Raw genomic sequence first — 25,866 nt, 5'->3', positions numbered from 1 at the left:
CGCCGCACCTCGCCAGCGAAGTCTTCTACGCCGCCCGGAACGGTTTTGGGCGGGACGCGAGCGTCCTCCGGGCATCAATTGATCGCGCCCATCCGTAGCTGCAACTGCGCAGAGCCAAAGGGCGTTGCATCCGAAATGCATGCCCGAGCCAAGCCCATCTTGGGCGCCCGACACCATGACGGGGGCCGGCACATGGGGCTGCCATATGAACCCGACGGCATTACTCGAAATGGACTCGCCGGAGGGATGGCTCGTCGCGATCGCCCGAGCCAAAGATCGGTCGGCTTTTGCGGCCCTGTTCTGTCACTTCGCACCCCGTCTGAAGACTTATCTTTTGCGCCGGGGTATGCCCGAAGGAGTCGCCGAAGAGTTGGTTCAGGAAACAATGTTGCGTGTATGGACCAAGGCCGATCAGTTCGATCCCGCCCGGGCTAGTGCCGCAGCGTGGATTTATTCGATAGCCAGAAATCTGCTGGTGGACACCCTCAGGCGAGAGCATGGCTCCGGCGATAATCGGATCGGGGAGCTGAGCGCCGGTTGCGATACGCCCGAGGACGAGTTGGGCGCCGCACAAAGCGACGAGCACTTGCACACGGCGCTGGGGCGCATCCCAAACGACCAAGCCGAGCTTTTGCGGCTATCGTTTTTCGAAGAGCGCTCTCACGCCCAGATCGCCAACCGCCTCGTGATCCCCTTGGGTACAGTGAAGTCTCGGCTGCGACGCGCGACCGCCCAACTAAGACTGGCGCTGGGCGCAACCCATTGAATGCTCCAGTTCATCCCGCGCACGTCTGGCTCGCGCAATACGCCGCGGCCGCGCTCGAAGCAGGACCTGCCCTCGTCGTCGCATCGCACCTGGAAACGTGCTTGTCCTGCCGCGCGACGGTTCAAGCGCTGGATGAGACCCATGCCTCCGCTCTGGACGCTCTGCCGCCAGCAGCCTTGTCGCACGATGCGTTGCATCGAACGCTGCTCCGTATCGATTCCCCCCGCCAGGATCCTGAGCCGTCACTCACGCGATCCAGGTTAGGCGACGTGCTGCTTCCGTCAGCCCTCGCTGAGGCGCAGTTCCACGCGCGACGGTGGATGTCTCCCGGTCTGTGGGCGGCTCACCTCAAGGCTGGGCGACAGGGCGACTGGCGGACGTTCATCCTCCGCGCGCCCGCAAACACGACAATTCCCCTGCATGAGCATCGCGGCGACGAACTGATCGGCGTGCTGCAGGGCGCCTTTCAGGATGGGCAGACCTATCGCGCAGGAGATTTCGCCACCAACATCAATGGCAGCGCCCATGCCATGCGTGTCGAGGGCGACGGGCCATGCGTGTGTTTCATCGCGGTCCGCGGCGCGTTGCAGTGGCGCGGCTGGTCGCGGGCAATCGGGCCCATCCTTGGGATATGACCGAGGCAACGGGCACGGAACGGTTGTTGGGAGGACATGATCCTCCCCTAATCCATATCAAGGGCTCACCGCCCGCCCGAAGCCGCCGGCGGGCCGGACGATCGGCAGGCATTGTGCTTGCCAGCCTGGCCGGGCATCTGCTGGTCTCGCTCATCCTTCTGCGCCCCGATCTGCCGGAACCGCCCCGTCTTCTCGATGACATCGGCTCGATCGACGCTTCACTCATCGATGGGGTCAGCGCCGCGCCCGAGGCGCCGAAGACCGCCGTTGCGCCGCGCCCAAACTCACCCGAGCAAGATCAAGCGGTACAGACACCACCCCCGCCGGACATTTTGTCCCTTGTCACCGGCCTGCTGTCGTCCGTCACCCCCACCGCCGAGCCCCAATCGGCGCCTCAGCCCGACCCTGCCGCGCATGTCGCGATAGCAGCCGCCACAACGGCGACGGCAGCGTCGGGGCAGAGGTGCAAGCTGGGGGAATGGCTGCAGGGCGCTCTGCAGCAAGACGAACAGATTGGGCTCGCGCTTGCCCGGATACCGCGACCATCACGCTCGGTGGCCAACGCGCTGATGCTATGGGACGGGTCGTGGGTCGAAGCGCCGGGCGCCGGCGCGGGCTTGCTGGTGATCCGTGGCGCGATCCTGTCGGGCGTGCAGTCGGCTCCGCAGCCCTGCAGGACTGAACTGATGACAGGGCCGGTCCTGATCACCCTGAACGACCCATCCGGCGCCACGCTGCTGGCGATAGGATCGGGCCAGTGGCGGTGGGATGATCTTCTGTCGGACGGCGGCGGCTCCGCGCCATGACGCGTCCTGGTGGCCCACGCTGGTCAAGGCCATTTTTTTGTTTCGGCTGTGACATATTTTCGCACACGCCGAGATCCAATGCATCGCGACCTTCGTAGAAAGCTTTGACCTCGCCGCTAGACCGGAGAGGAGCGCATCCGCGTAAAGCTTAGCGAGGGCAACATGAAAAGACGTTCTGGATACCTCTTGGGAACGGTGGCCTGCGCCGCCCTAGTGTCTATCGCGAGCCCCAGCTTGGCCTCGAGCCACCGCGAAGCGCCCAATCTCACCAAGATGTCGAAGGTCGACTCGACCGACCTCTACATGTTCCGTAGCTATGAGCCCGGCCGCGCGGCTTTCGTGACGCTCATCGCCAACTTCCAGCCTGGCCAAAACCCCGGCGACGGCCCGAACTATTATACGATGGATCCGGACGCGATCTACGAGATCCACATCGACAGCGACGGCGACGCCAAGGAAGACCTGACCTACCAATTCAAGTTCACCAACACCCTGCGCAACGGCGGCAAGGGTATCACGCTGAACATCGGCGGCAAGGAATTGCCAATCGCCCTGCGTCAGGCCGGCCAGATCACCCTGGCCGACGATCCGGACCTGGGCGAGGTCGAGGACTACACCCTCACCCAGATCACGGGCGATCGTCGCTCGGGCACCCGCGCCTCGGTCGCCAACGCCACGGGCGGCGCTACGACCTTCCGCAAGCCCTTCGACAACGCCGGCAAGAAGACGCTTCCGGACTACCCGGCCTACGCCAACCAATACATCTACAACATCACGGTGCCGGGTTGCGCGACGCCAGGCCGGGTATTTGTGGGCCAGCGCGCCGAAGCCTTCGCGGTCAATATCGGTCCGACCTTCGACCTGATCAATTACGTGCCGATCGACGGCGCCTCCTTCCCGGGCGGCATCACCCAGAGCCGCGACAACGACGACTTGGTCGGCAAAAAGAACGTCACCTCGATCGCGCTGGAACTGCCGATCTCCTGCGTGACCGGCACGGGCAATGGCGTCATCGGCGCATGGCAGACCGCCAGCCTGCCCCAGGCGCGGCTGCTCAATCCCAAGGCCAGCTACGCCTCGATGAGCCAGTCGGGCGGCGCCTATACTCAGGTGTCCCGCCTCTCAGCGCCGCTGGTCAACGAGCTGGTGATCGGCCTGCCGCAGAAGGATACCTTCAACGCCGCTAAGCCGACCGGCGACGCGGCCCTGGCCGACTACGTCACCAATCCGACGTTCCCGGCCATCGTCGATCTGTTGTTCCGCGCACCCATCAACGCAACCCTGGGCACGAGCTTCACCAATATCGCGCCTTCGAACCTGCCGCGTAACGATCTGGTCGCCGCCTTCCTGACCGGCATCAAGACGCTGAACCAGCAGAAGACCGTGACGGCCTCGGAAATGATGCGTCTGAACACGGCCATCAACCCGACCCCGCGCGACCAGCAGAAGACCCTCGGCGTCGCCGCCGACGATCTGGCCGGCTATCCCAACGGCCGCCGGCCGGGGGACGACGCTGTCGACCTGACCCTGCGCGTCGCTATGGGACGGCTCTGCTATCCCGTGCCGATCAACGGCGTCCAGACCGACCTTGGCCTTTGCAAGCCCGCCGATGCGCCAGTGGGCAACGCGCCCCTGACCGACGGCGCGCCGATCAGCGCCACCGAGTTTCAGAACGTCTTCCCCTATCTGAACTCGCCGCTGTCCAACTCGCCGCGCACCGCCGCGCCGCATTCGTGAGGATGACGCAATGAAGCGATCACTTTTCACGGGCGCGGCTATCGTCGCTCTCGCGGTCGGACTTTCTGCATGCGGCGGCGGCGGCAACAACGACGTCGCTGTCACACAACCGCCGTCGGCCAAGTTCGAAGATCAGTTCGGGGCCAGCTTCGGCATGGCTTTCCGAGCCGATCCCAATACCGAAGCGCGGGACATCGCCTCTGGCGACATAATCGCGCCCAACCTGACGGCCGAACCTGTCACGCTTCAGGGAAGCTGAATTGCGCGCGACTGTAGTGTCTCGCAAAGTGGGTGTCGCCGGCGGTTCACGCCGCCGGCGAGGTCCTCTGGGTCTTTGCGGCGCGCTCGTCCTTGTGACGAGCGCGAGCGCGAGCCAATGCCTGTCTCAAGTTCTGGAAATCGCCGACGACGGCGCGGTGATCACCTACGCCGCGCCGACGCGGTTCTACCAGGACGGCGCCTCGCCGATCGCCTCCTCCAGCCAGAGTGCGGTCGCTGAGAGCGCGCCAACCTCGGCGCGAGACGGCGCGCCCGACATCGCGCGCCTGATCGCGGCGGCCGCCAGTCGCCACGCCGTCAGCGCCGACCTGATAACCGAAGTCGCCCGGCGCGAGTCAGGCTTTCGCCAGACCGCCGTCTCCAACCGCGACGCCGTGGGGGTCATGCAACTGACCCAGGGCGCGGCCCGCGAGGTCGGCGTCGATCGCCACGATATCGGCCAGAACATCGACGGCGGCGCGGCCTATCTGCGCCGGATGCTCGACCGATACGGCGGCGACGTGTCCCTCGCCCTTGCCGCCTACAACGCCGGCCCCGGCGCGGTGGACCGTTATCGCGGCGTGCCGCCCTACCGGGAAACCACAGCCTATGTCAGCGCGATCCTGACGCGGCTGGCACAGCGCGCCCTCGCCGACACCTCTTCTCTGCTCGTCAATCGCTAGGAGCCCCGAGCATGCGCCTGTCCCTCAAAAACCAACTCGCCGCCGGGCTGGTCCTGATCGCCAACACCTCGGTCGCCCACGCGCAGAACCTCGACCCCGCAGGCTCGAATGTCATCGTCGGGGCCCTGTCGTGGATGCAGGGAACCTTGCTGGGCACCGTCGCAACGGTCGCCGCAGTCATCGCCATCGCCGCTGTCGGCTTCATGATGCTCACCGGCCGGCTGAACTGGCGCTACGGAGCCACCGTGATCCTCGGGTGCTTCATCCTGTTTGGCGCCGGCGCGATCGTTTCCGGCATTCGCCAGTCCGCGACGGGCTTCTGACCGGTGGCCGCGCAGTTACATCGCGATCCAGTCTTCGGCGCCCTGACCCGGCCGCAGATGTTCGCCGGCGTGACCTATAATTTCTTCGTGCTCAACGCGATTGTCACCGCCGAGCTGTTCCTGATCACCAAGTCGTTCTGGGCTCTGCTCGCCGCGCTGGTCGTCCATGCCGTGGGCTACGCCGCCTGCCTGAAGGAGCCGCGGATCTTCGAGCTGTGGCTGACCCGCGTCAGTCGTTGCCCGAGGGTCCGGAACTGGTCGGTCTGGCGCTGCAACTCGTATCGCCCGTGAGCCAGGCCCCCGACAACCGTCCAAAGGCCCGCCGCGCCCGCCCGCAACATGAGGCGCGCGCCGGCGCCCGCCTGCCCTATGCTCGCCACGTCGACGATGCGACCTTGATCACGCGGGACGGCCTGCTGATGCAGGTCATCCATCTGGCAGGCCTGCCCTTCGAGACCGCCGACACCGAGGAGCTGAACTACCGCTTGGCCCTGCGCGAAGGCGCCTTGCGGGCCTTCGCCAGCTCGCGCTTCGCGATCTATCACCACGTTGTCCGCCGCGAGGTCGTCCCCGCCAGCGAAGGTGTGTTCGACGACGATTTCAGCCGAACGCTCGACGAGGCCTGGAAGCTGCGTCTGGGCGCCAAGAAGCTCTATGTGAACGAGCTGTTCGTCACCCTAGTGCGTCGGCCGGTCCAGGGCCGCGTCGGTCTGATCGAAGGTGCGCTGCGGGCAATCACTGGCGGCGGCTCGGCCCAGAGCGCCGCGGCCTTCGCCGTGGAACAGCGCGAGCTGAACGGCGCGCGCGACGCCCTGCTGGCCAGCCTGGCCCCCTATGGCGCGCGGCTGCTGTCGGTCTATGACACGCCCGCCGGACCCTGCTCCGAACCGCTGGAGTTCCTGTCCACCCTCTACAATGGCGAAATGCGGCCGGTGCTGCTGCCCCATGCCGACCTGGGCGAGCACATCCCCTATCGCCGCGTGAGCTTCGGCGCCGAGACGGTAGAACTGTCGCGCGGCGGCGCCCTGGAGCGGGGGTTCGCGGCCCTGATATCGATCAAGGATTACCCGCCCCAGACCACCGCCGGCATGCTGGACGATCTCCTGCGCCTGCCGCACGAACTCGTCGTCAGCCAGAGCTTCGCCTTCGTCGATCGCCAGGCGGGCCTGGACCGAATGAATCTCGCCCTGCGCCGCATGCGCGCCTCCGACGAAGAGGCCGTGTCGCTACGCCAAGGCCTGGCCCAGGCCAAGGACGATGTTTCCGTCGGTCGCGCCGCCTTTGGCGAACACCACCTCACGGTCATGATCCGTTCGGCCTCCATCGAAGGGCTCGACGCGGCCGTGGCCGAGGTTCAGTCCAGCTTTACCGAGATGGGGATCATCGCCGTGCGCGAGGACGTCAATCTCGAAGCCGCGTTCTGGGCGCAGTTTCCAGGCAACTTCAAGGACATCGGTCGCCGCGCCCTGATCTCTACCGCCAACTTCGCCGGCTTTGCCTCGTCGCACAATTTCCCGACCGGCCAGGCCCGGGCCAACCACTGGGGTCCGGCGGTGACGCTGCTGGAAACCACCTCGGCAGGCCCCTACCACTTCAATTTCCACAAGGGCGACTTGGGCAATTTCACCATCATCGGGCCGTCGGGCTCGGGCAAGACCGTGGTGCTGAGCTTCCTTCTGGCCCAGGCTCGGAAGTTTGATCCCCGGATCATCTTCTTCGACAAGGACCGGGGCGCGGAGATCTTCCTGCGGGCGATCGGCGGGCGCTACGAGGCGATCCGCCCTGGCCATCCGACCGGTTTCAATCCGCTGCAGCTGGACGACACGCCCGCCAACCGCGCCTTCCTCACCGACTGGATCGCCCGGCTGGTCGCCCAGCCCGGCGAAACGCTGAGCACCGACGACATCGACCGGGTCAAGGAAGCGGTCGACGCCAATTTCGACCAGCAACCCGACTTCCGGCGACTGCGCTATTTCGCCCAGCTGTTCCGCGGCGACCGCCGCCCCCAGAGCGCCGATCTGGCGGCGCGTCTCAAGCCCTGGTGGGGCGATGGCGAGCGCGCCTGGCTGTTTGACAATCCGCGCGACGGTCTCGACCTGGAGGCGCGCACCCTGGGCTTCGACATGACCCAGATCCTGGACGAGCCCGCCCTGCGGACGCCGGCCATGATGTACCTCTTCCACCGCGTGGAGCAGCGGCTGGACGGCGATCCGACGGTGATCGTCATCGACGAGGGCTGGAAGGCCCTGGACGATGAGGTGTTCCTGGCGCGCATCAAGGATTGGGAAAAGACCATCCGCAAGCGCAACGGCCTGGTCGGCTTCGCCACCCAGAGCGCCCAGGACGCGCTGGAGAGCAAGATCGCCAGCGCCATCATCGAACAGGCCGCCACCCAGATCTTCATGGCCAACCCCAAGGCCCAGGCGAAGGACTATTGCGAAGGCTTCGGGCTGACCGAGCATGAGTTTGGCTTGGTGCGCGGCCTGCCCGACACTGCCCACTGCTTCCTGATCAAGCATGGCGCCGACAGCGTGGTCGCCCGGCTCAACCTGTCGGGCGAGCCCGATTTGCTGACAGTGCTGTCGGGTCGTGAGCGCACCGTACGCCTGCTCGACACCCTGCGCGAAGAGCTGGGCGAGGACCCCGCCGTCTGGCTGCCCCGCCTGCTGGAGAAGGCATGATGGCCGGCTTCTGCCCCACTCCCGAAGCCGATATTGGCATGGTCCAGGGCCTGCTCGGCTCGGTCGATTGCAATGTCCGGGTCATGGCCGAGATGGGCTATGGCGCCCTGGCGCAACCGGGCTCGCCCTTCGCCCCGGCCCTGACCGCGATGCTGACCCTCTATGTCGGCTTCCTGGGCTTTCAGCTGCTGCTCGGGCGCGGATCGCTGCGGGTCGGCGACCTCACCGTCACCGTCCTGAAGATCGGCGTGATCCTGGCCCTCGCCACCAGCTGGCCGACCTATCAGAGGGTGGTGTTCGACGTCCTGTTCCTGGGGCCGCAGCAGTTGGCGACCTCGATGCTCGACGCGGTCCAGCCGCCCGGCTCGGCGCTGCGCGGCAATCCGTTCGACGGCTTGCAGGTGGCCTATGACGAGATGCAACGCGCCGCCGCCTTCTATAGCCGCAGCAGCGTGGGCCTCGCCTCACCCCTGCAAGGCGGCTCGGCGGGCGCGGCCTTTGCCTTGAACGCGGCGTCACTGATGATGCTGGTCACCAGCTTAGGCGTGATGCTGGCGGCCAAGATCGTGCTGGGGCTGCTGCTGGCGCTGGGGCCAATCTTCGTGGCCTTGCTGCTGTTCGACGCCACCCGGGGCGTCTTCGAGGGCTGGCTGCGCGCCTGCGTCGCCTTCGCCCTCGCGCCCTTGCTGGCGACCCTGAGCCTGATCGTCCAGCTGATCCTGATCGAGCCCCATCTGCTGCGCCTGGCTGAGATGCAGGCGACCGGCCTGACGGATCCGGCCCCGGCCAGCGCCATCTTCCTGCTGACCCTGGTCGCGACCGGTGTGGCCGTGGCGCTGATGGCGGCCACGGCAATCGTGGCGACAGGCCTTCGCCTGCCATGGTCGCAACGCCAACAGGCCTCAAACACGGCGACCGGCGCCTTGGCCACACCACTCCATGCTCAGCCCGCTCAAGCGGCGGCCGCTGCCAGGATGGAGGCCCAGCCGCGCGTTGCGGCCGTCGCCGCCGCCGTCACCGCTCAGGACCGGCGTGAAAGTCTTCGTGTCGTGGCCGAGGACGCTGGTCCGCGGCGGATGTCGACGGGCCAACGACGCGACGAGACCGGAGGCGGCGTCTCGGTGGGCACGCCGATCGGACAGGCCTACCGCCGGGCCGCCCAGCCTCGGCGCGCGGCAAGTAATGTGCGGAGGGATCGATGAAACTGGACAAGCCTCCGAAGCCGGACCGCGACGCCTACTACGCCCAGGCCACGTCCTGGTCGCAGGACGTCAACGGCGCCTTGCGCGCCTCGCGTCGCCTTGCATGGATCGTGGCGGCTGGAGCCGGCGCCATCGCGGTCCTCGAAGCCATCGCCCTCGTCAGCCTGGCGCCGCTCAAGACGGTGGTGCCTTACACGATCACCGTCGATCGCCAGACGGGCTATATCGAAACCGCCCAAGGCCTGCGCCCGGGAACCCTCTCGCAGGACGCCGCCGTCACCCAAGCCTTCCTGGCGCAATATGTCATGGCGCGTGAAGGCTATGACGTGGTCGATCTGCAGGCCACCTATCGCAAGGTCGCACTGTGGTCGGCCGGCGACGCCAAGACCGACTATCTGCGGGCCATGGCCGTCGCCAATCCGGTCAGTCCGATGAAGCTCTATGGCCCCACCACCATCGTGCAGCCGGTGATCAAGAGCATCTCTCTGCTGTCGCGCAACAGCGCCCTGGTGCGGTTCGACGCCGAAAAGCGCCAGAACGGCGCGGCGACGGGCGAGCGGACGGCCTACGCCGCCGTGGTTGGTTATCGCTATACCGGCGCGCCGATGCGCATGGGTGATCGCTTCCTCAACCCGCTCGGATTCCAGGTCACCTCCTATCGCCGCGACTCCGAGATGATCGGCTCGACCGCCGCCTCGCAGGGCGTGCGGTGATGAAGGCCGCGATCTTCTTGTCAGCCATGGCTCTCGCCGGCGCGCCGATGGCGGCCGAGGCCGCGGTCGTTCCCAGACCGGGTCACGCCGATCCGCACATCCAGACCGTGGAATACGACCCGAACCAGACCGTCATTCTCAGCGGCGTGCTGGGCTTCCAGCTGATGCTGGAATTTGCGCCAGACGAGCGGCTGGAGAACGTCTCGATCGGCGACTCCCTGGGCTGGCAGGTCACGCCCAATCGCAAGGCCAACCTGCTGTTCCTCAAGCCGATCGAACGCCGCGCCACCAACATGGTCGTGGTCACCAGCCAGCGCCGTTACACTTTCGACCTTCGTGTCGCCGCCAAGGGGGCCAGCGCCGCTCGCGCCGCCTATGTAGTTCGCTTCCTCTATCCGCAGGCCGCCGTGGCGATGGCCGCCATCGACCCGCCGCCGGAACTGCGGCCGGAAGAGGTCAACACCGCCTATTTAGTCACGGGCTCGACCGAGAGCATGCCCGCCAGGGTCTTCGACGACGGCCGCATGACCTATTTTGCCTGGGCCCCGCAATCGGCCGTTCCGGCGATCTTTGCGGTCGGCTCCGACGGCAAGGAAAACTTGGTTAATCACGGCGTTCGGCACGGCTACACCGTGGTCGAGCAACTGGCCGGGCGCTTTGTGCTGCGCAACGGCAAGCTGGTGGCGACCGTCGACAACAAGGCCTATGGCGCGCTCGCGCCGGCCGCCCGGAGCGCGCGATGACCAGATCACCCGATCGCGTCGAATACGCGCCGCCGCCCGCCGACGACCTGACCTTGGCATCGACCGAGGCCGATCCCGTCGTCGGCGTCGAAGGCCGGAGCCTCAATCCAGTCTGGATCCTTGGGGGCTTCGCGGTGCTGGCCATCGTGCTCTTCATGTGGCTGAACGCCAGCCGGCTGGAGCGCGCCAAGCCAACCATGGCCATGTCCGCCGAGTCCGGCCGGTTCATCGCCGAGCCGCCGCCGCTGCAACTGTCGGCGATCCCGGTGGCCATGACCGGTCCCGCCGCGTTCAGCGATCTGCCAACCCAGGTCGGTATGCCGCCCCCACCGCCGTTTCCGGTCAATCCGGCCCTTTATGTAGACAATGCGTCGCCACGCGCCTCAACCGGACCGTCAGGCGATGTGATGGCCCGGCTCCGCGCGCCGGCCGTCGTCGTCGATCTCGGCGTCGCCGCCGCCCCTGACCGTACGATGTTGGCCCAGGCCACTGGCGGCGCGCCCGCCTTGGGAGCCGCAGCCGGCGCTCAGGCGGGGCCGCGCCTGAACGAGAGCGAGGCCTTCGCTGCGCGGGTCGGCGACGAGAGCCCGGAGAGCGCCCGCGCCACGACACTACGCAATCTCTCCTCCCTCGCGCCGCAAGGCACGATCATTCCTGGCGTGCTGGAGACGGCGATCAATTCGGACCTGCCGGGCTTCACCCGCGCCGTGGTCAGTCGCGATGTGCTCAGCTTCGATGGCAAGTCAGTGCTGATACCGCGCGGCAGCCGCCTGATCGGCCAATACAAGAGCGCCGTGGCCTTGGGCCAGTCGCGCGCCTTTATCATCTGGACCCGAGTGATCCGCCCCGACGGGGTGTCGATCCAGATCGGCTCGCCCGGCACCGACGCCCTCGGCCGCGGCGGACTGCAAGGCGATGTCGATCGGCACTTCTTCCGGCGCTTCAGCGGCTCGATCCTGTTGTCGGTGCTGAACGCCGGCGTCGCCTCCGTGGGCCAGACCGCCTCCACCCAGATCAGCATCGGCTCGCCCGGGGCCGCCGCCGGCTTGGCCAGCTCGGCGCTGCAGGGCGAAGCCATTCCGCCAACGATCAAGGTGCCGCAGGGCGAGGCCATCCGCATCTTCGTCTCGCGCGACCTGGATTTCTCGGGCGTGGAGCCGATCAGATGAGCGCCGACTCCGCCACCGTCTATCTGCGGACCTATCTGGCGCCTCTGGCCTTTCTGCTGGAGCGCGCCGAGGTCACCGACATCTTCATCAACAAACCCGGCGAGGTGTGGGTCGAGACGGTTCTGGGCTCGATCGAGCGCCATCTCGCGCCTGAACTGGACGAGACTACCCTGTGGCGCCTGGCCCGCCAGATCGCCAGCTTCTCAAACCAGGGCGTCAACCGCGAGCATCCGCTGCTGGCGGCGACCCTGCCCAGCGGCGAGCGCGTGCAGATCATCGCGCCTCCGGCCACGCGCGGCGACATCGCCATCGCAGTGCGCAAGCACGTGGTCGCTAATCTGAGCCTGGAAGACTACGACCGCTCCGACGCCTTCGCCCACGCCCGCACTGACGGTCGCTCTGACAGCGAGGCTCTGGACCGCGATCTGCGCAGTCTACTCGACGCCCGCAATATGGCCGGCTTCCTGCGGGCGGCGGTAAAGGGCCGCAAGAATATCATCGTCTCGGGCGGCACCTCGACCGGCAAGACCACCTTCCTCAACGCGCTCCTGAAGGAAGTTCCGCGCGAGGAGCGCCTGATCCTGATCGAGGACGCCGCCGAGGTTCAGCTGGACCATCCCAACGCCATCGGCCTGGTCGCCGTGCGAGGCGAAACCGGCGAGGCCAAGGTCACGACCGAGGATCTGGTCCAGGCCTCGTTGCGCATGCGGCCCGACCGGATCATCCTGGGCGAACTGCGCGGCAAGGAGGCCACCAGCTTTCTGCGCGCGGTCAACACCGGCCACCCGGGCTCGATCACGACCCTGCACGCCGACAGCCCCGCGGGGGCCGTCGATCAGCTGAGCCTGCTGGTGCTGCAGGCCGGCCTGCAGCTCAGCCGCGCCGAGATCGCCGACTATGTCCGCAGCGTCGTCGATGTCTTCGTGCAGCTGTCACGCCGCGACGGCCGCCGGATGATCTCTGAAATCGTCTTCAAGCCGAGCACCTAGCCATGAGGCCCTCCCCCGATCCCAGGCGCGTCGCCCTGCTCGTCCTGGCAGCCGGCGTCCTGTCGGCCGGACCGGCCTGGGCCCATGACGGCACCGGCCTGGCTGGCGGTTTCCTGTCCGGGTTCCTGCATCCGCTGGGCGGCCTGGACCATCTGCTGGCCATGGTGTCGGTGGGGCTGTGGGGAGCCTTCCTGGGCCGTCCGCTGGTCATCGCCCTGCCGGTGGTCTTTCCCGCGCTGATGGCGGTGGGCGGCGTGCTGGGCATGGCCAACGCGCCCATGCCTCCGGTCGAGATCGGCATCGCCGTCTCGGTGCTGGTATTGGGCGCGGCGATCGCCGGCGCGATCAGGGCGCCAGTCTGGGCCGCGTCGCTGATCGTCGCCGTATTCGCGATCTTCCATGGCTACGCCCATGGCCAGGAATTGCCGTCGACCGCCGACCCGGTCGGCTACAGCGTCGGTTTCGTGCTGGCGACAGGTCTTCTGCACGTGGCGGGGATTGGCCTGGGTTTGCTCAACACCCGCCCGGGCGGCATGGTCATCACGCGATCGATGGGCGGCTTGGTCACCTTGGCCGGCGGCTATTTCCTGTTCCTAGCGGCCGTCCCTTGAGAGGCGGAGCGCTCACCCCCGCCCTGCTCGCCGCGGCTCTGGGGTTCGCCCTGAGTTACGCCCCGGCGCGCGCCCGGCTCTGGGGAGTCGCCATCTTCGGCCTGGCGGCGCTGGGCGTCAGTTTCGCCAAGCTGTCGCCTTCCACCACCGACGGGATCTTCCTCGCCTGCTGGGCCAGCATCCTGATCACGGCGGCGACCGTCCACTTGCCGCGCGGGCGAACCCTGGTCGCCATCGCGCTGCTGAGCCTGAACGCCGGCGTCTGGACAGGAGCCGTCCTGGCAGCGACGGGCAAGCCGATCGATCGGCTGATCGCCCTGCCCGTCGTCCTGCTGTGCCTCCCCGGCGCCTGGCTGGTGTCCCGCCGCTGGGGCCTGGGCGTCAAAGTGTTGGCCAGCTGGCTGGTGGCCGTCGCGATCCTGGGCGCCAGCCTGCCTCTTCTCACGCCCACCCCGGGCTATGTCGCGGACCACATGGAATGACAGTCAAAACCCATCGATGCGCCGTCATGCTGGGCGCGGTGTTCTTCGGCCTCTTGGCCAGCGCCGCCCTGGCCCATGACTTCTGGATCCAACCCTCCGCCTTCTGGGTTGCGCCGCAAAGCGTCATGCCAGTGTCGCTGCAGGTGGGGCATGGGCCAAATCGCCAGCGCTGGGACGCCGATCCTGGCCGCGTGACCGCGTTCTACAGTGTCGGGACCTTCGGCAAGTTCGACCACATGGCCGAGTTTCGCGCCTCGGACATGAGCAAGGACCATCCCCTCAGGTTCACGACGCCCGGCGCCCAGATCCTGGTCCTGACGACCAGCAACGCCGGAAGCGAACTGCCGGGCTTACGGTTTGACACCTACCTCAAGGAAGAAGGCTTGACCCCGGCAATCAAAGCTCGCGCCGCCGCCAGGGCCAACGACAAGCCCGGCCGGGAGCTTTACAGCCGGCGGGCCAAGGCGCTGATCCAGGTCGGCCCCGCGCCCGCCAAGCCCCAGCCGCTGGTCACCCGCCCCGTGGGGCTGACCCTTGAGATCGTCCCCGAGGTCGATCCGTATGTGGCGAGCGCCGGCGATAGCATCCCGGTCCGCGTGATCTATCAGGGCAAGCCCTTGGCCGGCGCGCTGGTCAAGCTCAACAACCTCGATTTCGACGGCAAACCGGTGCAACAGCTCAGGACCGACGCCGCCGGTCGCGCTGTGTTCAGGATCCCGCGCGTTGGCGCCTGGCAGCTGAACGTCATCTGGACCAAGGCGCTGCGCGGCGATCCGAACGTCGATTTCGAAACGGTGTTCTCCAGCCTGACCCTGGGATTTCCGCGCGAGGGCGCCGCGCGCTGACCACCGCCGCCAGTTGACCCGGAAACGGTTATCCTGAAGGGCCACGCCCTGGAGGTGCGCGCCTTCGCCGACAAGGTGCAGTCAGAGCGTGGCGTGCGGTCATGCAAGCTCAACCTGGTCGCCCAGGACGCTTAGTCGGCCAAGCTCGGGTCAGGGCGCCACGCCGGCCCCGCAAAGCGCGGGATCGGCGGCCTCCAGGCCACGCTGGACCGCGGCGATGCGTTCACCGTCGGCGCCGTGCAGCCGGGTCATGACGCGAGGCGGCGCGTCCAGCCGCCGATGGTGCAGCGTGTACAACGCCTGGAAAAGCCTCGGCAACTGACGCTCCAGACCTTCGGTCGAAAACCGCGCCGCCCCCGTGGTTGCCAGGTGACGGGCGTTGGCCCGACCCAGCCACCAACCCGCCGCGCAGTCGGCCTCCAGTTCATGGGCGGGAGCGGACGATGCTGCGGGCCGACCGTCCCGGATATTGAGGAATTGCACGTGGTGGGCCACCTCGTGGGCGACGACCAGCGCCGTCAAGGTCTCGCTCTCTCGCGGAAACAGCGCTTCGATGTCCTCGATCTCGCCCAGGTCGATGGCCACTGCCAGACCGCGATAGTAGCCTGCTGCGCGCTCCGGATGATGGCGCGGATGACGGGTGAGCATCACACGCGGCGCAGGATAGCGTCTGTCTTGAGCGGTGAAGGCCTCTGACCATTCGATCGTTGCGGACTCCAGGGCCGACCGAACCCTGGGCGCCGGATCATTAGGATAGGCCGACGCATCGTGGCTCGCCAGCCAGACCATCGCGCCAAGCAGAAATCCGGCGGCGCGCGTTGAAATGAAATTCGCCCGGCGAAGATCCAAACGGGGCGTATGAACGTAAGTCCAGAAGTTCATACCAAACATTCTGGAGGATCGATACGAGACGTCCTAGCGGCGATTTCCGTGGTTGGCGCCGCGATCGCCCTCATGCCCGCCTCGGCTATGGCGGCCGATGTCTCCGCCGGGTGCGCCGCCGGCTATTCGGTCGACTCGGTGCTGGTCACCGGCCGTCGCAGGAACCTGGTCGGCGAAGCCATCTCGGCGTCCGAGGGCTAGGTGAGACAGGCCGAAATCGCCGCGCGGCCCCTGCTGCGCAATGGCGACTTGCTGGAATTCGTCCCTAGCCTGATCGCCACCCAGCACTCCGGAAGCGGCAAGGCCAACCAGTCGCTGACCTTCCTGCAGCAGCATTTCGGCAAGTCGGGGCCTTGGTATTACGCCATCGCGCGCGGCGAAGACCATCGTCCGGTCAATGGCGAGCGTGTGCGCAAGTCATCGGGCCCGGAGACCACCTTCGAGACCAACCTGACCGATCCGGCCGCCATCGTGGCGGAGGTTCTGGCCCTGGCCGACAAGGTCTGGGGCTGGTGCGAGACCGCCCAGGCCTTCGGGCGCACGGTGACGGCGAAGATCAAGTTCGCCGATTTCCAGCAGGCGACCCGCAGCCGCTCGGCGCCCGGCGCCGTGGCGGACCGCGAGCACCTGCGTCGCCTGGGCCGCGACCTGATCGGCTCGGTCCTGCCCTCGCCCAAGGGCATCCGTTTGGTTGGGGTGACGGTATCCAATTTCCAAGCCGCGCCGGTCGAGCGCCTGGCCCAACCGGCGCTGATCGGCTAGCACGCCGTCCCGCCCTGCTCAAGGTTCAGTCCATGCCCCCTCGCCTTCGCCCCACCGCCCGCCTGCTGACCCCCGCCGGTTGGGCCAGCCTGCTCGCCGTGGCGCTGATTGTCGGCGCGGCCGCCTGGGCGCTGATGTTCGTCCTACCCGATGTCTAGCGCGACTAGAAACGTGGACCTCGTCGTGGGCGGTCTCCCGGTGAAGGCCTCGCCGTTCGCATCCGGAGATCGCGGCCGGTGCGTCAGACTAGATAAGCGCTATGGCTACCGCGGGCGGATATTTGGCCGTGACTCGACGGGCTGGCCTGAGACGAATCCGAAAGGCTGGCTGGCGAGACGATTCGACTCCGGATCGCGCATATGTTCTTATTATGTTCTTTTTCATTCCGCAGACTCAACAAGCGAGACGCGCGATGATCGACGACGTCGAACTCTATGGCGTGGCCTTCATGAGCCTCTACCACCGCGACGGCCGGTTCGTGCGCAGCGGCGGAGTGTTTGCTTTCTCGCGCCGCGACCTCGACGGCGGTCGCACCATCCTGCACCTCGAACCCGTCCCCGATATCAGTCGCCATGCCGACAGCAGCCACCCGAGGTGGGACGGGGGATGTCAACGGCATGAACGAATTGCTCGGGCATCTGGCGGGGTCGCAACAAACACTTGGTGAGTTGGCGCCTGGGGTGGGCTCGCCGCCGATCCGCTGGCGTCTCCATCCCGATGAGCTGGCCGGCGACGACCAGCTCATCGACGACAGCCAGGAGATCGGCAGGTCGGCGACCAGATCCTGATCGTCGGGTCAGCGGCGCCGTACCCTCGGCTGGGTACGGCGCGAAACGCACCGCCCGCGCGACACGGGTGACGCTCAGGTAGCCCTGATGAACCAGGCTCTAACCTATGGGACGGTGGCTGCGCCGATCCGTCAATTCGCGGCGAGCGCGCGCAGCACAGCCAAGGGGCTGTCGAGCTGGTACACCATCCCGGCGGGCTCATATCGCACTTGAACCTCACCATGAAGTTGCCCGGCCAGGGCGCCGAGCAGACGCGTGCCAAAGCCTCTCCGGGTTGGCTCGACGACCGCCGGCCCGCCGCTTTCCGCCCATCTCAGGCTGAATAGCTGGGCGTGCTCATCGACCATGGACGTGATTTCGATGCGCCCCGTTGCGTTGGACAAGGCGCCGTATTTTACCGCGTTCGTGCAGAGTTCGTTGAGCGTCAAGGTGAGGGGCAGAACCGACGAGGGGCCGATTTCGACAAGCGCTGATCGGACCACAAAGCGCGGCCGTTCCCGGTTCTCGAAGGGTTCGACGGCCGCGGCGACGAGGTCGATCAGTTTCGCGCCGGCTTCGTTGGCTTGGAGCATCAGATCCTGGGCTCGGCCCATCGCGGTCAGGCGGCTGGCGATGGCCTCTCTCGCCTCGTCCAAGCTTCCCGCCGACCGCAAGCTTTGGGACGTGATCGCCATGACCGTCGCCAGCATGTTCTTCATGCGGTGGTGTAGTTCCTCAAACAGGAGGCGCTGCAGGCGCTTGGCGCCCTCCTGTTCGGTGGCGTCGATTCCTGCTTCCGCCAGAAGGCGCGCTGAATCGCGTTTCGCGACCTGCAGCAATCCCCGCAGATCGGAATTCTCTGACTCAAGCAGATCTCTTTTGGAAGTGTTTGTGATCTCCCGCATCGCGACGATCACAACGGGCCCGTCGGTAGATTGATACGGACTTAAGCTGATCTCCACCCGAATTTCACCGCCGTCCTTGCGTCGCGCGGCGAGGCCCAACCCGGCAGCCATCATCCGCGGACTCGGATTCCGTACGAACCGATCCATATGGCTCGAATGCAGGCTTTTGTAGCGATCGGGTACAAGCTCGTTCGCTGATTTGCCAAGCAGCTCGCTGGGGCGGTAGCCCAACAGGGCTTCGACACGACCATTGGCGAAGTTAATACGGCCAGCCTGATCCACGACGACCACCGCATCCGGGTTGGACTCCGAGACTTCGCGATAGCCAAGTTGCCTCACGCGCGGCACAACCGGGCTGTAATGCGACTGGCGGCCACCTTATGGCGCACACGCTTGGCGTCCGACAGGCTGCAGTCCAAGCGCCACAGGACGCTGCCCTGGCATCGGCTGCCGTCACTCAGTGAAACCGAACAGGTCAACCTCGGCGCATCCTTACCTGGACGACACCCGTCCTCGCTCCACCCTAGCGCGGTATTCGACAAGTCCCGCCATCCTGAGTTCAGTCCGTCCGCGGCGCCAAGACGACGGTCGCTCCGCGTCGGTCGTCTTGGCGCCGGCAATCGCTAAATCTTGGCCCGTCTGAAAGAATTTTCGACGCACGGACTTCTCGACTTCCAACAAAGGTAGCGGCGCACACCGATCGCCAGCACGATCAGCAGTTCCGACCACCCAAGCGAGTGGGCGCCAAGGGTTCGGTTGAACAAGAGATGTAGTGAGCGGGAGCTGTTCCGCAGCAGCCGAGGTCAGGCCGATTAAGACGGACCGCGTGCCCAGGAGCCCATCAGAGGACGTCCGACAGCTAATGGGCGCCGAGATGGACCCACGAGAGACTTATCGCGGCGGCGCTCAGACGACGGGTTCGCGCCATCGAGACCTATAGTGCGGCCAACTGTCTTAACCTCTCCTCCAGAAATCGATACGCGCCTTCCAGTAGACCACTTCGCCTTCCGGCATCGACCAACTAACTTCGGCGCCGAACGGCAGCCAGACGCCATGATGATGGCGGTAGTCCAGAAACCGTCCGCCCCAGGGCGTCGGCACGATCGTCTTCCCGACCATCCGGCCCCGGTCGGGGGCGAATGCGCTGTCGATCCGACCATCACTGTCCAGACCCAGTGTCACCTCGGCCGCGCCTTGATCAGAACCCGCGCCGACCACTAGGCGATCGGGCCCGTCCTCGCGCCACCGCAGCGCGGTGTTGTGAAGGATGGCGTCGGGCGTCCAGGCCAGCTCGGCGAGGTAACGCATCAGTTGTCCCCGCGTCAGTTCGGCCGACGGTTTGACATTGACGATCTGAAGGATGCCCAGCGCCAGGACGGCGAACCGTCCCCTTCCGCCGTCGATGGCGTCGCGCACGAAGATCAGGCCGGCGGGGCCGCTTCGCGCTCGCCAGTCAAAATCGCAGCGGTCGGTCGCCAGGGTCTGCCGGGCAGTGAACGGCATCCAAGCCTTGGTGGCATCCTGCCGCATCTGTCCCGATTGCCCAAGTCGCACGCGGCTTCGGGTTGCAATCGGATCGGCGCCGAGGCGTAGGGCCAGATCAACGACCGCGGACGGGAGCCGGGCGCGAAAACGGTCAGTCATTTTGGGATCCTCGACATCATGGGCCAGCCAGCATGCCGAACCGGCGCGCGGCCAGCAGAAGCAATGCGAGCACCAGCATGGGCCCGAAGATCCAGAGCGTGCGGCGCGTCAGGCCTTCCGGCAGGAAGGTGTCCGGGAAGCGACCAGGCCCACCGGCGTACCGATCGACGACCGCAGTCAAAGGGCATTTGAGGCCATTGCCAGCCAAGACGGCGACCTCGATCGCCAGCAGCGGCGCCGCGCCCCATAGCCAGGCGGCATGGCGGCCAGTGACACCGATATAGAGCAGGATCACGGTCGAGGCCGCCATCACGCCGTAGATACTAGTGTGAAGGCCGCGGATGACCGCCACGCTGCGGCCTTGTGCGGTCATCACGTGGCGACGCCGTCGGCGGGGGCGATGATCCTGGCCGGCCGCCGCGCCGAAAATGGAAGCGTGGGGCCATGCCCGAAGCGCATCACCAGATCGGGCCGCCGTCCCGGCATTCCGACCAGGTCGGCCAATTCCGGTCGCAAACCCGCCACCTCGACCGGTTGGTTGACGAAAGCGTGCCGGAGTCCGAGCGCTGTGGCGTGAAGGGCGAAGCGTTGGCAGGCCCGCCCCGTGCGGATCCAATGATCATGATCCTCCCGCTGGGCAACGAAAACCGCGAGGCCGGCCGACGATTTCAGCTGGCGGGCATATTTGTCGTTCTCGGCTTTCGCCGTGAAGGTCGCGTCGAGCAGCCTCGGACCCAACCAGTCCGGAAGCGCGGGATTGCCGCTTGAGACGCTGAACAGGCCATCGCCAGTATCGATGGCCTGGCGTGGACTGAAGCGAATCCACTGCTTGAGTTCCCGCACGAAGGCGGGATCGGCCAGCTGAGCGCTATTGCCAGCCACGATCAGGTCGCGGACCTTGCCCCTACGGGGTTGATCGGTGATCAAGACAAGGTCAACGCCGGGAACGGCCGCTGCGGCCGCCAAGGTTCTCAGATCAGCCGCGCTGACCGGCCGTCCATCATAGTCAGCGCGTGTGGATTGGCGGGCGGGGATAGCGTCAAACAGCGCCGAGCCTTGGCTTGGTCCTTTGCCAAACCGGAACATCGCGGAGCCATCGCCGGACGTATCGAAGCCGACCTCGCCAGGAAGCCCGCGCGCGGCTGCGGCAAGCGCCAGATTCTCGGCGGCGCACCCAAGGCTGACGAAGAGATGATGATCGTCCGGATCGACGACAGGCGTGCGCAGCGCCCTGTCCGGGAGAATATCGACCCGCCCTTCACTGAGCCGAAACCGCCACGGCTGGGTGTTGTGACCGCTCGCTGCGAGGGTCGCATATCGGACGATGTCCGACAGTTCGGGTTGAGCCGAGAGCGCGGACCTTGTCGCCGCGACAGCAGCGACATAGGCGTCCATGGAGCCCATCTGGCGCGCGCCCAGCCACGCCGCGCCGACGCCCGCCAAGGCCACGGCGCCGCTCCCGACCAAGATGTCTCGCCGTTTCATCCGCAGCCTCCAATCCACCGAGGAAGGCGCCCCGCGCGGTATCAACGCATTGATCGTAGTCAAGGTCAGAAGGCTTCAAGGATGAAACCAACCAAACGGCGGCTTGCGGTCGCCGGAATTTGCGCGCCACGATCCGCGACCAAGCCTTTGGACAACCCAGTGACCGGTTACGATTTCAGAGTCCGGACGGTGGCCATTTGCCTTGCGAGCCTCGCCGGCTACATCGACGCCTTGGGCTTCATGGAATTGGGCGGATTTTTCGTCTCGTTCATGAGTGGAAATTCGACCCGGCTCGCGGTGGGCATGACCGCCGATCTCGCCAATGCCGCCTTGGCGGCGTCGCTGATCTTGACCTTCCTTCTAGGCGTGATCGCCGGATCGCTCGTTGCCCGTTTTGCGAAGCATCACCGCCGCGCGGCCGTCATGTCGTTTGTCGCGGCGCTGCTTTTTACAGCCGCGAGCCTCAACGCTGTCGGGTTCCAGCACGCCGCCATCGTCGCCATGGGCTTGGCAATGGGCGCCGAAAACACGGTGTTCGAGCGCGATGGCGAGGTCAGCATCGGCCTGACCTATATGACCGGCGCCCTTGTCAAACTTGGGCAACGCTTGGCGATCGCATTGACGGGCGGCAGCAAGACGGCGTGGGGGCCCTATTTCTTGCTCTGGAGCGGCTTGGTCGGCGGCGCTGTTTTGGGCTCATCCGCCTACGCTCACCTTGGCCTGAAGGCTCTGTGGCCGGCGGCGATCGCTTCGGTAGGACTTTCCATAGCCCTCGCCCGTATCGGTCACGGTGAGATAAGCCCTCGCGAAGACCCGTAGTGTCCGGGAACATTGGATAACAGTTGCAACGCCGAGAAACGGCTGGGGCGCCCCCCCTGCCCTCTAAGGCTGGAGCTTCACCGCGCGGAGTCGCAGTGCGTTGCCGATCACGCTGACCGAAGACAAGGCCATGGCCAGGGCGGCTATGGCCGGAGAGAGCAGCCATCCGAAGGTCGGATAGAGCACGCCCGCCGCGATCGGAATGCCGGCGACGTTGTAGGCGAAGGCGAAGATCAGGTTCTGGCGAATATTGCGCATCACGGCCCGCGATAGTCGCCGGGCCCGGACAATCCCCTGCAGGTCACCCTGCAGCAGGGTCACCCCAGCGCTCTCGATGGCGACGTCGGCGCCCGCGCCCATGGCGATACCCACCTCGGCGGCGGCCAGGGCCGGCGCGTCATTGACGCCATCGCCGGCCATGGCGACCGACCGGCCCTCGGCGCGCAGCTTCTGCACGACCTTGGCCTTGTCCTCCGGCAGCACCTCGGCCTCGACCTCGTCGATGCCCAGCCTGGCCGCCACGGCCAGGGCGGTCGTGCGGTTGTCGCCGGTCATCATCACCAGCCGCACACCGTCGGCCTTCAAGGCGCGGATGGCCTCGGCCGTTGTTGGCTTGATCGGATCGGCGATCCCCAAGACACCGGCCAGCCTACCATCGACAGCCGCGAAGATCGTCGTTGTGCCGTCCTTGCGCAAGGCATCAGCCATGGCCTCCAACGGCGAAAAATCCACGCCCTGTTCTGCCATCAAGCGGGTGCCGCCCAGGGTCACGCGCTTGCCATCGACCACACCGACCACGCCCTTGCCGACGGGCGAGCCGAATTCCGAGGCTTCGGACAAGGTTAGCTGGCGATCCTTGGCGGCCCGCAGAATGGCGTCGGCGAGAGGGTGCTCGCTACCGCGCTCCAAACTGGCGGCGAGGCGCAGCAATTCGACCTCATCAAAGCCGGCGGCCGGTTTGATCGCCGTCACCGCCGGTCGCCCCTCGGTCAGGGTGCCGGTCTTGTCGATCACCAGGGTGTCGATCTTCTCGAAGCGCTCGAGCGCCTCGGCGTTCTTGATCAGGACGCCGACCTGGGCGCCGCGTCCGACCCCGACCATGATCGACATCGGTGTCGCCAGCCCCAGCGCGCAGGGGCAGGCAATGATCATCACCGACACCGCCGCCACAAGCGCATAGGCCAAGCGCGGCTCGGGTCCGACCAACGCCCAGACAACGGCGGCCGTCAACGCCGCGCCGATTACCGCCGGCACGAACCATGCAGAAACCTGGTCGGCCATGCGCTGGATTGGAGCGCGGCTCCGTTGAGCCTCCGCGACCATCTGGACGATACGCGACAGCAAGGTCTCGGCGCCGACTTTTTCGGCCCGCATGACGAAGGACCCGGTCTTGTTGATCGAGCCGGCGATCACCTTGGCCCCGGCCTCCTTGGTGACAGGCATCGATTCGCCGGTGACCAACGACTCGTCAATCGACACCCGGCCTTCGGTCAATTCTCCATCCACGGGGACCTTCTCGCCGGGGCGCACGCGCAGACGATCGCCCACCGCCACCAGGTCCAGCGTCACCTCTTCGTCCGATCCGTCGGCCTTGATGCGCCGGGCGGTCTTGGGCGCGAGGTCCAGCAAGGCCTTGATCGCGCCCGACGTCCGCTCGCGCGCCCGTAATTCCAGCACCTGGCCCAGCAGCACCAGGACGGTGATCACCGCGGCGGCTTCGAAATAAACCGGCACGGCGCCCATGGCGCCGCGGAAGGCCGGTGGAAACAGCCCCGGCGCGAACACACCAAACAGGCTGTAGCCATAGGCCACGCCCACGCCCATAGCGATCAAGGTGAACATGTTGAGCTTGCGCGTCACCAACGATGTCCAGCCGCGGGTGAAGAACGGCCAGCCGGCCCACAGCACCACCGGGGTCGAGAGGGCGAACTGGATCCAGCTGGAGATCTGAGCCGGAACCCATCGGCCATGGCCCATGACGTGGGCGCCCATCTCTAGGACAAAGACCGGCAGGGCGAGCGCCAGACCGACCCAGAAGCGCCGGGTCATGTCGGCCAGTTCGGGGTTGGGGCCGCTGTCGGCCGTCACCGTCACGGGCTCAAGAGCCATGCCGCAGATTGGACAGACGCCGGGACCGACCTGGCGGATTTGCGGGTGCATCGGGCAGGTGTAGAGCGCCCCGCCTGACGCGGCGGCCCGAGGGGGCTCGGGCTTGGCCTGGTAGGCTCCTGGATCGGCGACAAACTTGCCCAGGCACCTGGCTGAACAGAAATAGACCGTTGCTCCCTGGGCCTCGACATGGTGACGCGCGGTTTCCGGATCGACGCTCATGCCACAGACCGGATCCTTGACGGTGACCGGTGAGGGCGAAGGGGTCAGGTGCGAGTTCATAAAGTCTCCAAATGCGCTCCCAAGGCCAAGGTTAGCTCCAGTCGCTTGAGCGGTGAAGCAAGTCTTGGCTCAGCGTCGAGCTTCAGCGGCCCGGCGTGGCCAGCGAGCGGGGATCGAGGTTTCTCAGATAGGCTTTGAGCTGAGCTATCTCGTCATCGTCGAGGTCGGCCATCGGCATGCGCGGGTGGAATTTCGGTGGACCTTCCTCGGGCATGCGGCTCGGACGCAACATGCCCTCTTGCAGGATCTCGTCGAGACCGCGGGGGGGATAGCGATCATGCAGCGTGCGGAACGGCGGCGCGTCGGCGAGCTTGCTGTCGCCCGATCCCACCGCGTGACAGCCGCCGCAGTTACGTTCCGCGATCCGTTGGCCACCGGAGATGCCGGGCGGCTCCCGTTGAGGCTGGGCCCCGGCCAGCGTGCAGCCTCCGACCAGACTGGCCAGCAAAACACCGATGGCCAGCGTCGCGACATGGAACGTCTTCATCAGGCGCGATCCTGAAAATCGAGCACCACACGGCCCTCGATCTCGCCACGTCCCATGCGATCGAAGATGCTGTTGATGTTCGACAGGCCTTCGGCGTGGACGATGGCCTTCACCCGGCCGTCGGCGGCGAAGGCCAGCGCCTCCTGGAGGTCCAGGCGCGTGCCGACGATCGAACCGCGCACGGTGATCCCGCGCAGCACGGTGTCGAAGATTGACAGAGGGAAGTCACCGGGCGGCAGGCCGTTCAGCGCCACCGTTCCGCCGCGCCGGACCATCCCCATCGCCTGGGCGAACGCCGTGGGTGACACCGCCGTGACCAGGACGCCCTGGGCGCCGCCGATCTCCTTTTGCAGGAACGGACCCGGATCGATGTCGCGGGCGTTGACGGTGACGGACGCGCCCAGGCTCTTGGCCAGGTTCAGCTTGTCGTCGTCGATATCGACGGCCGCGACTTTGAAGCCCATGGCCTTGGCGTACTGGACCGCCATGTGGCCCAGGCCACCGATCCCGGAGATCGCCACCCAGTCACCCGGCTTGGCGTCAGTGACCTTCAGTCCTTTGTAAACTGTGACGCCGGCGCAGAGGATCGGCGCGATCTCCACGAAGCCGATATTGTCGGGCAGATGACCCAGATAATCGGCGTCGGCGACGACATACTCGGCAAAGCCGCCGTTGACCGAATAGCCGGTGTTCTGCTGGGCCTCGCACAGCGTCTCCCAGCCGCCCAGGCAGTGGACACAGTGACCGCAGGCCGAGAACAACCAGGGCACGCCGACCCGGTCGCCTTCCTTAACGTGCTCGACGCTCTCGCCCACCGCGACCACGGTTCCCACGCCCTCGTGGCCCGGAATGAACGGCGGGGACGGCTTGATGGGCCAGTCGCCGTGCGCGGCGTGAAGGTCGGTATGGCAAACCCCGCAGGCGGCGATCTTCACCAAGACCTGGCCGCGGCCGGGTTGAGGAATCTTGACCTCCTCGATGACCAGCGGCTGGCCGAACGACCGCACGAAGGCGGCCTTCATGGTCGTTTCCATGGCATATCTCCAAAGGCGCAGGACCGCGCAAAGCGTCAGCCGGCCGC

At 66.5% G+C, this 25,866-nt stretch carries 31 protein-coding genes; 23 read left to right on the top strand and 8 right to left on the bottom strand.

Going from position 1 to position 25,866, the window contains the following annotated elements:
- Positions 1-205: 205 nt before the first annotated feature.
- The 18 genes from ACP69S_RS13540 (at position 206) to ACP69S_RS13455 (ending at position 14,778) form a co-directional block, all read left to right on the top strand.
- Positions 206-766 carry a sigma-70 family RNA polymerase sigma factor gene (locus tag ACP69S_RS13540; protein ID WP_425998028.1) on the top strand — a complete coding sequence of 187 codons (561 nt, stop codon included), beginning with the start codon at positions 206-208 and terminating at the stop codon, positions 764-766.
- Positions 763-1,401 carry a cupin domain-containing protein gene (locus ACP69S_RS13535; protein ID WP_425998026.1) on the top strand — a complete coding sequence of 213 codons (639 nt, stop codon included), beginning with the start codon at positions 763-765 and terminating at the stop codon, positions 1,399-1,401. The genes ACP69S_RS13540 and ACP69S_RS13535 overlap by 4 nt, the downstream gene beginning before the upstream one ends.
- Before the next feature lie 113 nt (positions 1,402-1,514).
- Positions 1,515-2,207 (top strand): hypothetical protein, encoded by a 693-nt coding sequence (locus ACP69S_RS13530; protein ID WP_425998024.1) that lies wholly within the window; start codon positions 1,515-1,517, stop codon positions 2,205-2,207.
- Positions 2,208-2,441: 234 nt separating this feature from the next.
- Complete coding sequence (locus ACP69S_RS13525) at positions 2,442-3,944, top strand: DUF4331 domain-containing protein (protein WP_425998023.1); 1,503 nt, start codon at positions 2,442-2,444, stop codon at positions 3,942-3,944.
- A 10-nt stretch (positions 3,945-3,954) separates the two neighbouring features.
- On the top strand, positions 3,955-4,203 hold the full coding sequence (locus ACP69S_RS13520) for a hypothetical protein (protein ID WP_425998021.1): 249 nt from the start codon (positions 3,955-3,957) through the stop codon (positions 4,201-4,203).
- Between the two features lie 94 nt (positions 4,204-4,297).
- Complete coding sequence (locus ACP69S_RS13515; protein WP_425998019.1) at positions 4,298-4,885, top strand: lytic transglycosylase domain-containing protein; 588 nt, start codon at positions 4,298-4,300, stop codon at positions 4,883-4,885.
- A gap of 11 nt (positions 4,886-4,896) precedes the next feature.
- Positions 4,897-5,208: a TrbC/VirB2 family protein gene (locus ACP69S_RS13510; RefSeq protein ID WP_425998018.1), complete on the top strand. Its 312-nt coding sequence runs from the start codon at positions 4,897-4,899 to the stop codon at positions 5,206-5,208.
- Between the two features lie 3 nt (positions 5,209-5,211).
- Positions 5,212-5,499, top strand: a complete 288-nt coding sequence (locus ACP69S_RS13505) for a type IV secretion system protein VirB3 (protein WP_425998016.1) — start codon at positions 5,212-5,214, stop codon at positions 5,497-5,499.
- Positions 5,496-7,889, top strand: a complete 2,394-nt coding sequence (locus tag ACP69S_RS13500) for a VirB4 family type IV secretion/conjugal transfer ATPase (RefSeq protein ID WP_425998125.1) — start codon at positions 5,496-5,498, stop codon at positions 7,887-7,889. The genes ACP69S_RS13505 and ACP69S_RS13500 overlap by 4 nt, the downstream gene beginning before the upstream one ends.
- Positions 7,886-9,091 carry a type IV secretion system protein gene (locus ACP69S_RS13495; RefSeq protein ID WP_425998014.1) on the top strand — a complete coding sequence of 402 codons (1,206 nt, stop codon included), beginning with the start codon at positions 7,886-7,888 and terminating at the stop codon, positions 9,089-9,091. Before ACP69S_RS13500 ends, ACP69S_RS13495 begins: the two co-directional genes overlap by 4 nt.
- Positions 9,088-9,804 carry a virB8 family protein gene (locus ACP69S_RS13490; RefSeq protein ID WP_425998012.1) on the top strand — a complete coding sequence of 239 codons (717 nt, stop codon included), beginning with the start codon at positions 9,088-9,090 and terminating at the stop codon, positions 9,802-9,804. Before ACP69S_RS13495 ends, ACP69S_RS13490 begins: the two co-directional genes overlap by 4 nt.
- The gene (locus ACP69S_RS13485; RefSeq protein ID WP_425998011.1) at positions 9,804-10,547 is read left to right on the top strand and encodes a TrbG/VirB9 family P-type conjugative transfer protein; all 744 of its coding nucleotides are present in this window, start codon (positions 9,804-9,806) and stop codon (positions 10,545-10,547) included. Before ACP69S_RS13490 ends, ACP69S_RS13485 begins: the two co-directional genes overlap by 1 nt.
- Positions 10,544-11,716, top strand: a complete 1,173-nt coding sequence (locus tag ACP69S_RS13480; RefSeq protein WP_425998009.1) for a TrbI/VirB10 family protein — start codon at positions 10,544-10,546, stop codon at positions 11,714-11,716. The genes ACP69S_RS13485 and ACP69S_RS13480 overlap by 4 nt, the downstream gene beginning before the upstream one ends.
- Positions 11,713-12,705, top strand: coding sequence for a P-type DNA transfer ATPase VirB11 (gene virB11, locus ACP69S_RS13475; RefSeq protein WP_425998007.1), 993 nt, complete (start codon positions 11,713-11,715; stop codon positions 12,703-12,705). The genes ACP69S_RS13480 and virB11 overlap by 4 nt, the downstream gene beginning before the upstream one ends.
- Before the next feature lie 2 nt (positions 12,706-12,707).
- Positions 12,708-13,316: a HupE/UreJ family protein gene (locus ACP69S_RS13470; protein ID WP_425998005.1), complete on the top strand. Its 609-nt coding sequence runs from the start codon at positions 12,708-12,710 to the stop codon at positions 13,314-13,316.
- Complete coding sequence (locus ACP69S_RS13465; protein ID WP_425998003.1) at positions 13,313-13,798, top strand: hypothetical protein; 486 nt, start codon at positions 13,313-13,315, stop codon at positions 13,796-13,798. Before ACP69S_RS13470 ends, ACP69S_RS13465 begins: the two co-directional genes overlap by 4 nt.
- Positions 13,795-14,643 carry a DUF4198 domain-containing protein gene (locus tag ACP69S_RS13460; RefSeq protein ID WP_425998001.1) on the top strand — a complete coding sequence of 283 codons (849 nt, stop codon included), beginning with the start codon at positions 13,795-13,797 and terminating at the stop codon, positions 14,641-14,643. Before ACP69S_RS13465 ends, ACP69S_RS13460 begins: the two co-directional genes overlap by 4 nt.
- 30 nt (positions 14,644-14,673) lie before the next feature.
- Positions 14,674-14,778 (top strand): hypothetical protein, encoded by a 105-nt coding sequence (locus ACP69S_RS13455; protein ID WP_425998124.1) that lies wholly within the window; start codon positions 14,674-14,676, stop codon positions 14,776-14,778.
- A gap of 15 nt (positions 14,779-14,793) precedes the next feature.
- Here the strand turns inward: ACP69S_RS13455 and ACP69S_RS13450 are convergent, their stop codons facing one another.
- The gene (locus ACP69S_RS13450) at positions 14,794-15,432 is read right to left on the bottom strand and encodes a neutral zinc metallopeptidase (protein WP_425997999.1); all 639 of its coding nucleotides are present in this window, start codon (positions 15,430-15,432) and stop codon (positions 14,794-14,796) included.
- A gap of 141 nt (positions 15,433-15,573) precedes the next feature.
- Between ACP69S_RS13450 and ACP69S_RS13445 the strand changes: the two genes are divergently transcribed.
- From ACP69S_RS13445 to ACP69S_RS13430, 4 genes are all read left to right on the top strand, one after another.
- The gene (locus ACP69S_RS13445; protein ID WP_425997997.1) at positions 15,574-15,726 is read left to right on the top strand and encodes a hypothetical protein; all 153 of its coding nucleotides are present in this window, start codon (positions 15,574-15,576) and stop codon (positions 15,724-15,726) included.
- Entirely contained in the window at positions 15,727-16,287 is a 561-nt protein-coding gene (locus ACP69S_RS13440) for a hypothetical protein (RefSeq protein WP_425997995.1), read from the top strand.
- A gap of 32 nt (positions 16,288-16,319) precedes the next feature.
- The gene (locus ACP69S_RS13435) at positions 16,320-16,445 is read left to right on the top strand and encodes a hypothetical protein (RefSeq protein WP_425997993.1); all 126 of its coding nucleotides are present in this window, start codon (positions 16,320-16,322) and stop codon (positions 16,443-16,445) included.
- A 254-nt stretch (positions 16,446-16,699) separates the two neighbouring features.
- Positions 16,700-16,954 (top strand): hypothetical protein, encoded by a 255-nt coding sequence (locus ACP69S_RS13430; RefSeq protein WP_425997991.1) that lies wholly within the window; start codon positions 16,700-16,702, stop codon positions 16,952-16,954.
- Between the two features lie 252 nt (positions 16,955-17,206).
- On the opposite strand, the gene ACP69S_RS13425 is transcribed toward ACP69S_RS13430, so the two are convergent.
- The 4 genes from ACP69S_RS13425 to ACP69S_RS13410 all read right to left on the bottom strand — a co-directional run bounded on the left by ACP69S_RS13425 (position 17,207) and on the right by ACP69S_RS13410 (position 21,088).
- A complete protein-coding gene (locus ACP69S_RS13425; protein WP_425997989.1) occupies positions 17,207-18,298 on the bottom strand; it encodes a sensor histidine kinase in 1,092 nt (363 codons plus the stop codon).
- Positions 18,299-18,913: 615 nt separating this feature from the next.
- Positions 18,914-19,603, bottom strand: a complete 690-nt coding sequence (locus ACP69S_RS13420) for a DUF6544 family protein (RefSeq protein WP_425997987.1) — start codon at positions 19,601-19,603, stop codon at positions 18,914-18,916.
- A gap of 16 nt (positions 19,604-19,619) precedes the next feature.
- Positions 19,620-19,976: a hypothetical protein gene (locus ACP69S_RS13415; RefSeq protein ID WP_425997985.1), complete on the bottom strand. Its 357-nt coding sequence runs from the start codon at positions 19,974-19,976 to the stop codon at positions 19,620-19,622.
- Entirely contained in the window at positions 19,976-21,088 is a 1,113-nt protein-coding gene (locus ACP69S_RS13410) for an Acg family FMN-binding oxidoreductase (RefSeq protein ID WP_425997983.1), read from the bottom strand. The genes ACP69S_RS13415 and ACP69S_RS13410 overlap by 1 nt, the downstream gene beginning before the upstream one ends.
- An 81-nt stretch (positions 21,089-21,169) precedes the next feature.
- Here ACP69S_RS13410 and ACP69S_RS13405 point away from each other — a divergent pair, with 81 nt between their 5' ends.
- Entirely contained in the window at positions 21,170-21,907 is a 738-nt protein-coding gene (locus tag ACP69S_RS13405) for a YoaK family protein (RefSeq protein WP_425997981.1), read from the top strand.
- 63 nt (positions 21,908-21,970) lie between these two features.
- Here ACP69S_RS13405 and ACP69S_RS13400 read toward each other — a convergent pair whose 3' ends face one another.
- From ACP69S_RS13400 to adhP, 3 genes are all read right to left on the bottom strand, one after another.
- Positions 21,971-24,298: a heavy metal translocating P-type ATPase gene (locus ACP69S_RS13400; protein WP_425997979.1), complete on the bottom strand. Its 2,328-nt coding sequence runs from the start codon at positions 24,296-24,298 to the stop codon at positions 21,971-21,973.
- 82 nt (positions 24,299-24,380) lie between these two features.
- Entirely contained in the window at positions 24,381-24,785 is a 405-nt protein-coding gene (locus tag ACP69S_RS13395; RefSeq protein ID WP_425997977.1) for a c-type cytochrome, read from the bottom strand.
- Positions 24,785-25,819, bottom strand: coding sequence for an alcohol dehydrogenase AdhP (adhP, locus tag ACP69S_RS13390; protein ID WP_425997975.1), 1,035 nt, complete (start codon positions 25,817-25,819; stop codon positions 24,785-24,787). The genes ACP69S_RS13395 and adhP overlap by 1 nt, the downstream gene beginning before the upstream one ends.
- Positions 25,820-25,866: the final 47 nt, after the last annotated feature.

It is taken from the genome of Caulobacter sp. DWR1-3-2b1, from assembly GCF_049895765.1.
In the GTDB taxonomy this organism is placed as follows: domain Bacteria; phylum Pseudomonadota; class Alphaproteobacteria; order Caulobacterales; family Caulobacteraceae; genus Caulobacter.
The sequence above is the reverse complement of the archived record's forward strand: the minus strand, read 5'-3'. Positions and strand labels throughout refer to the sequence as shown.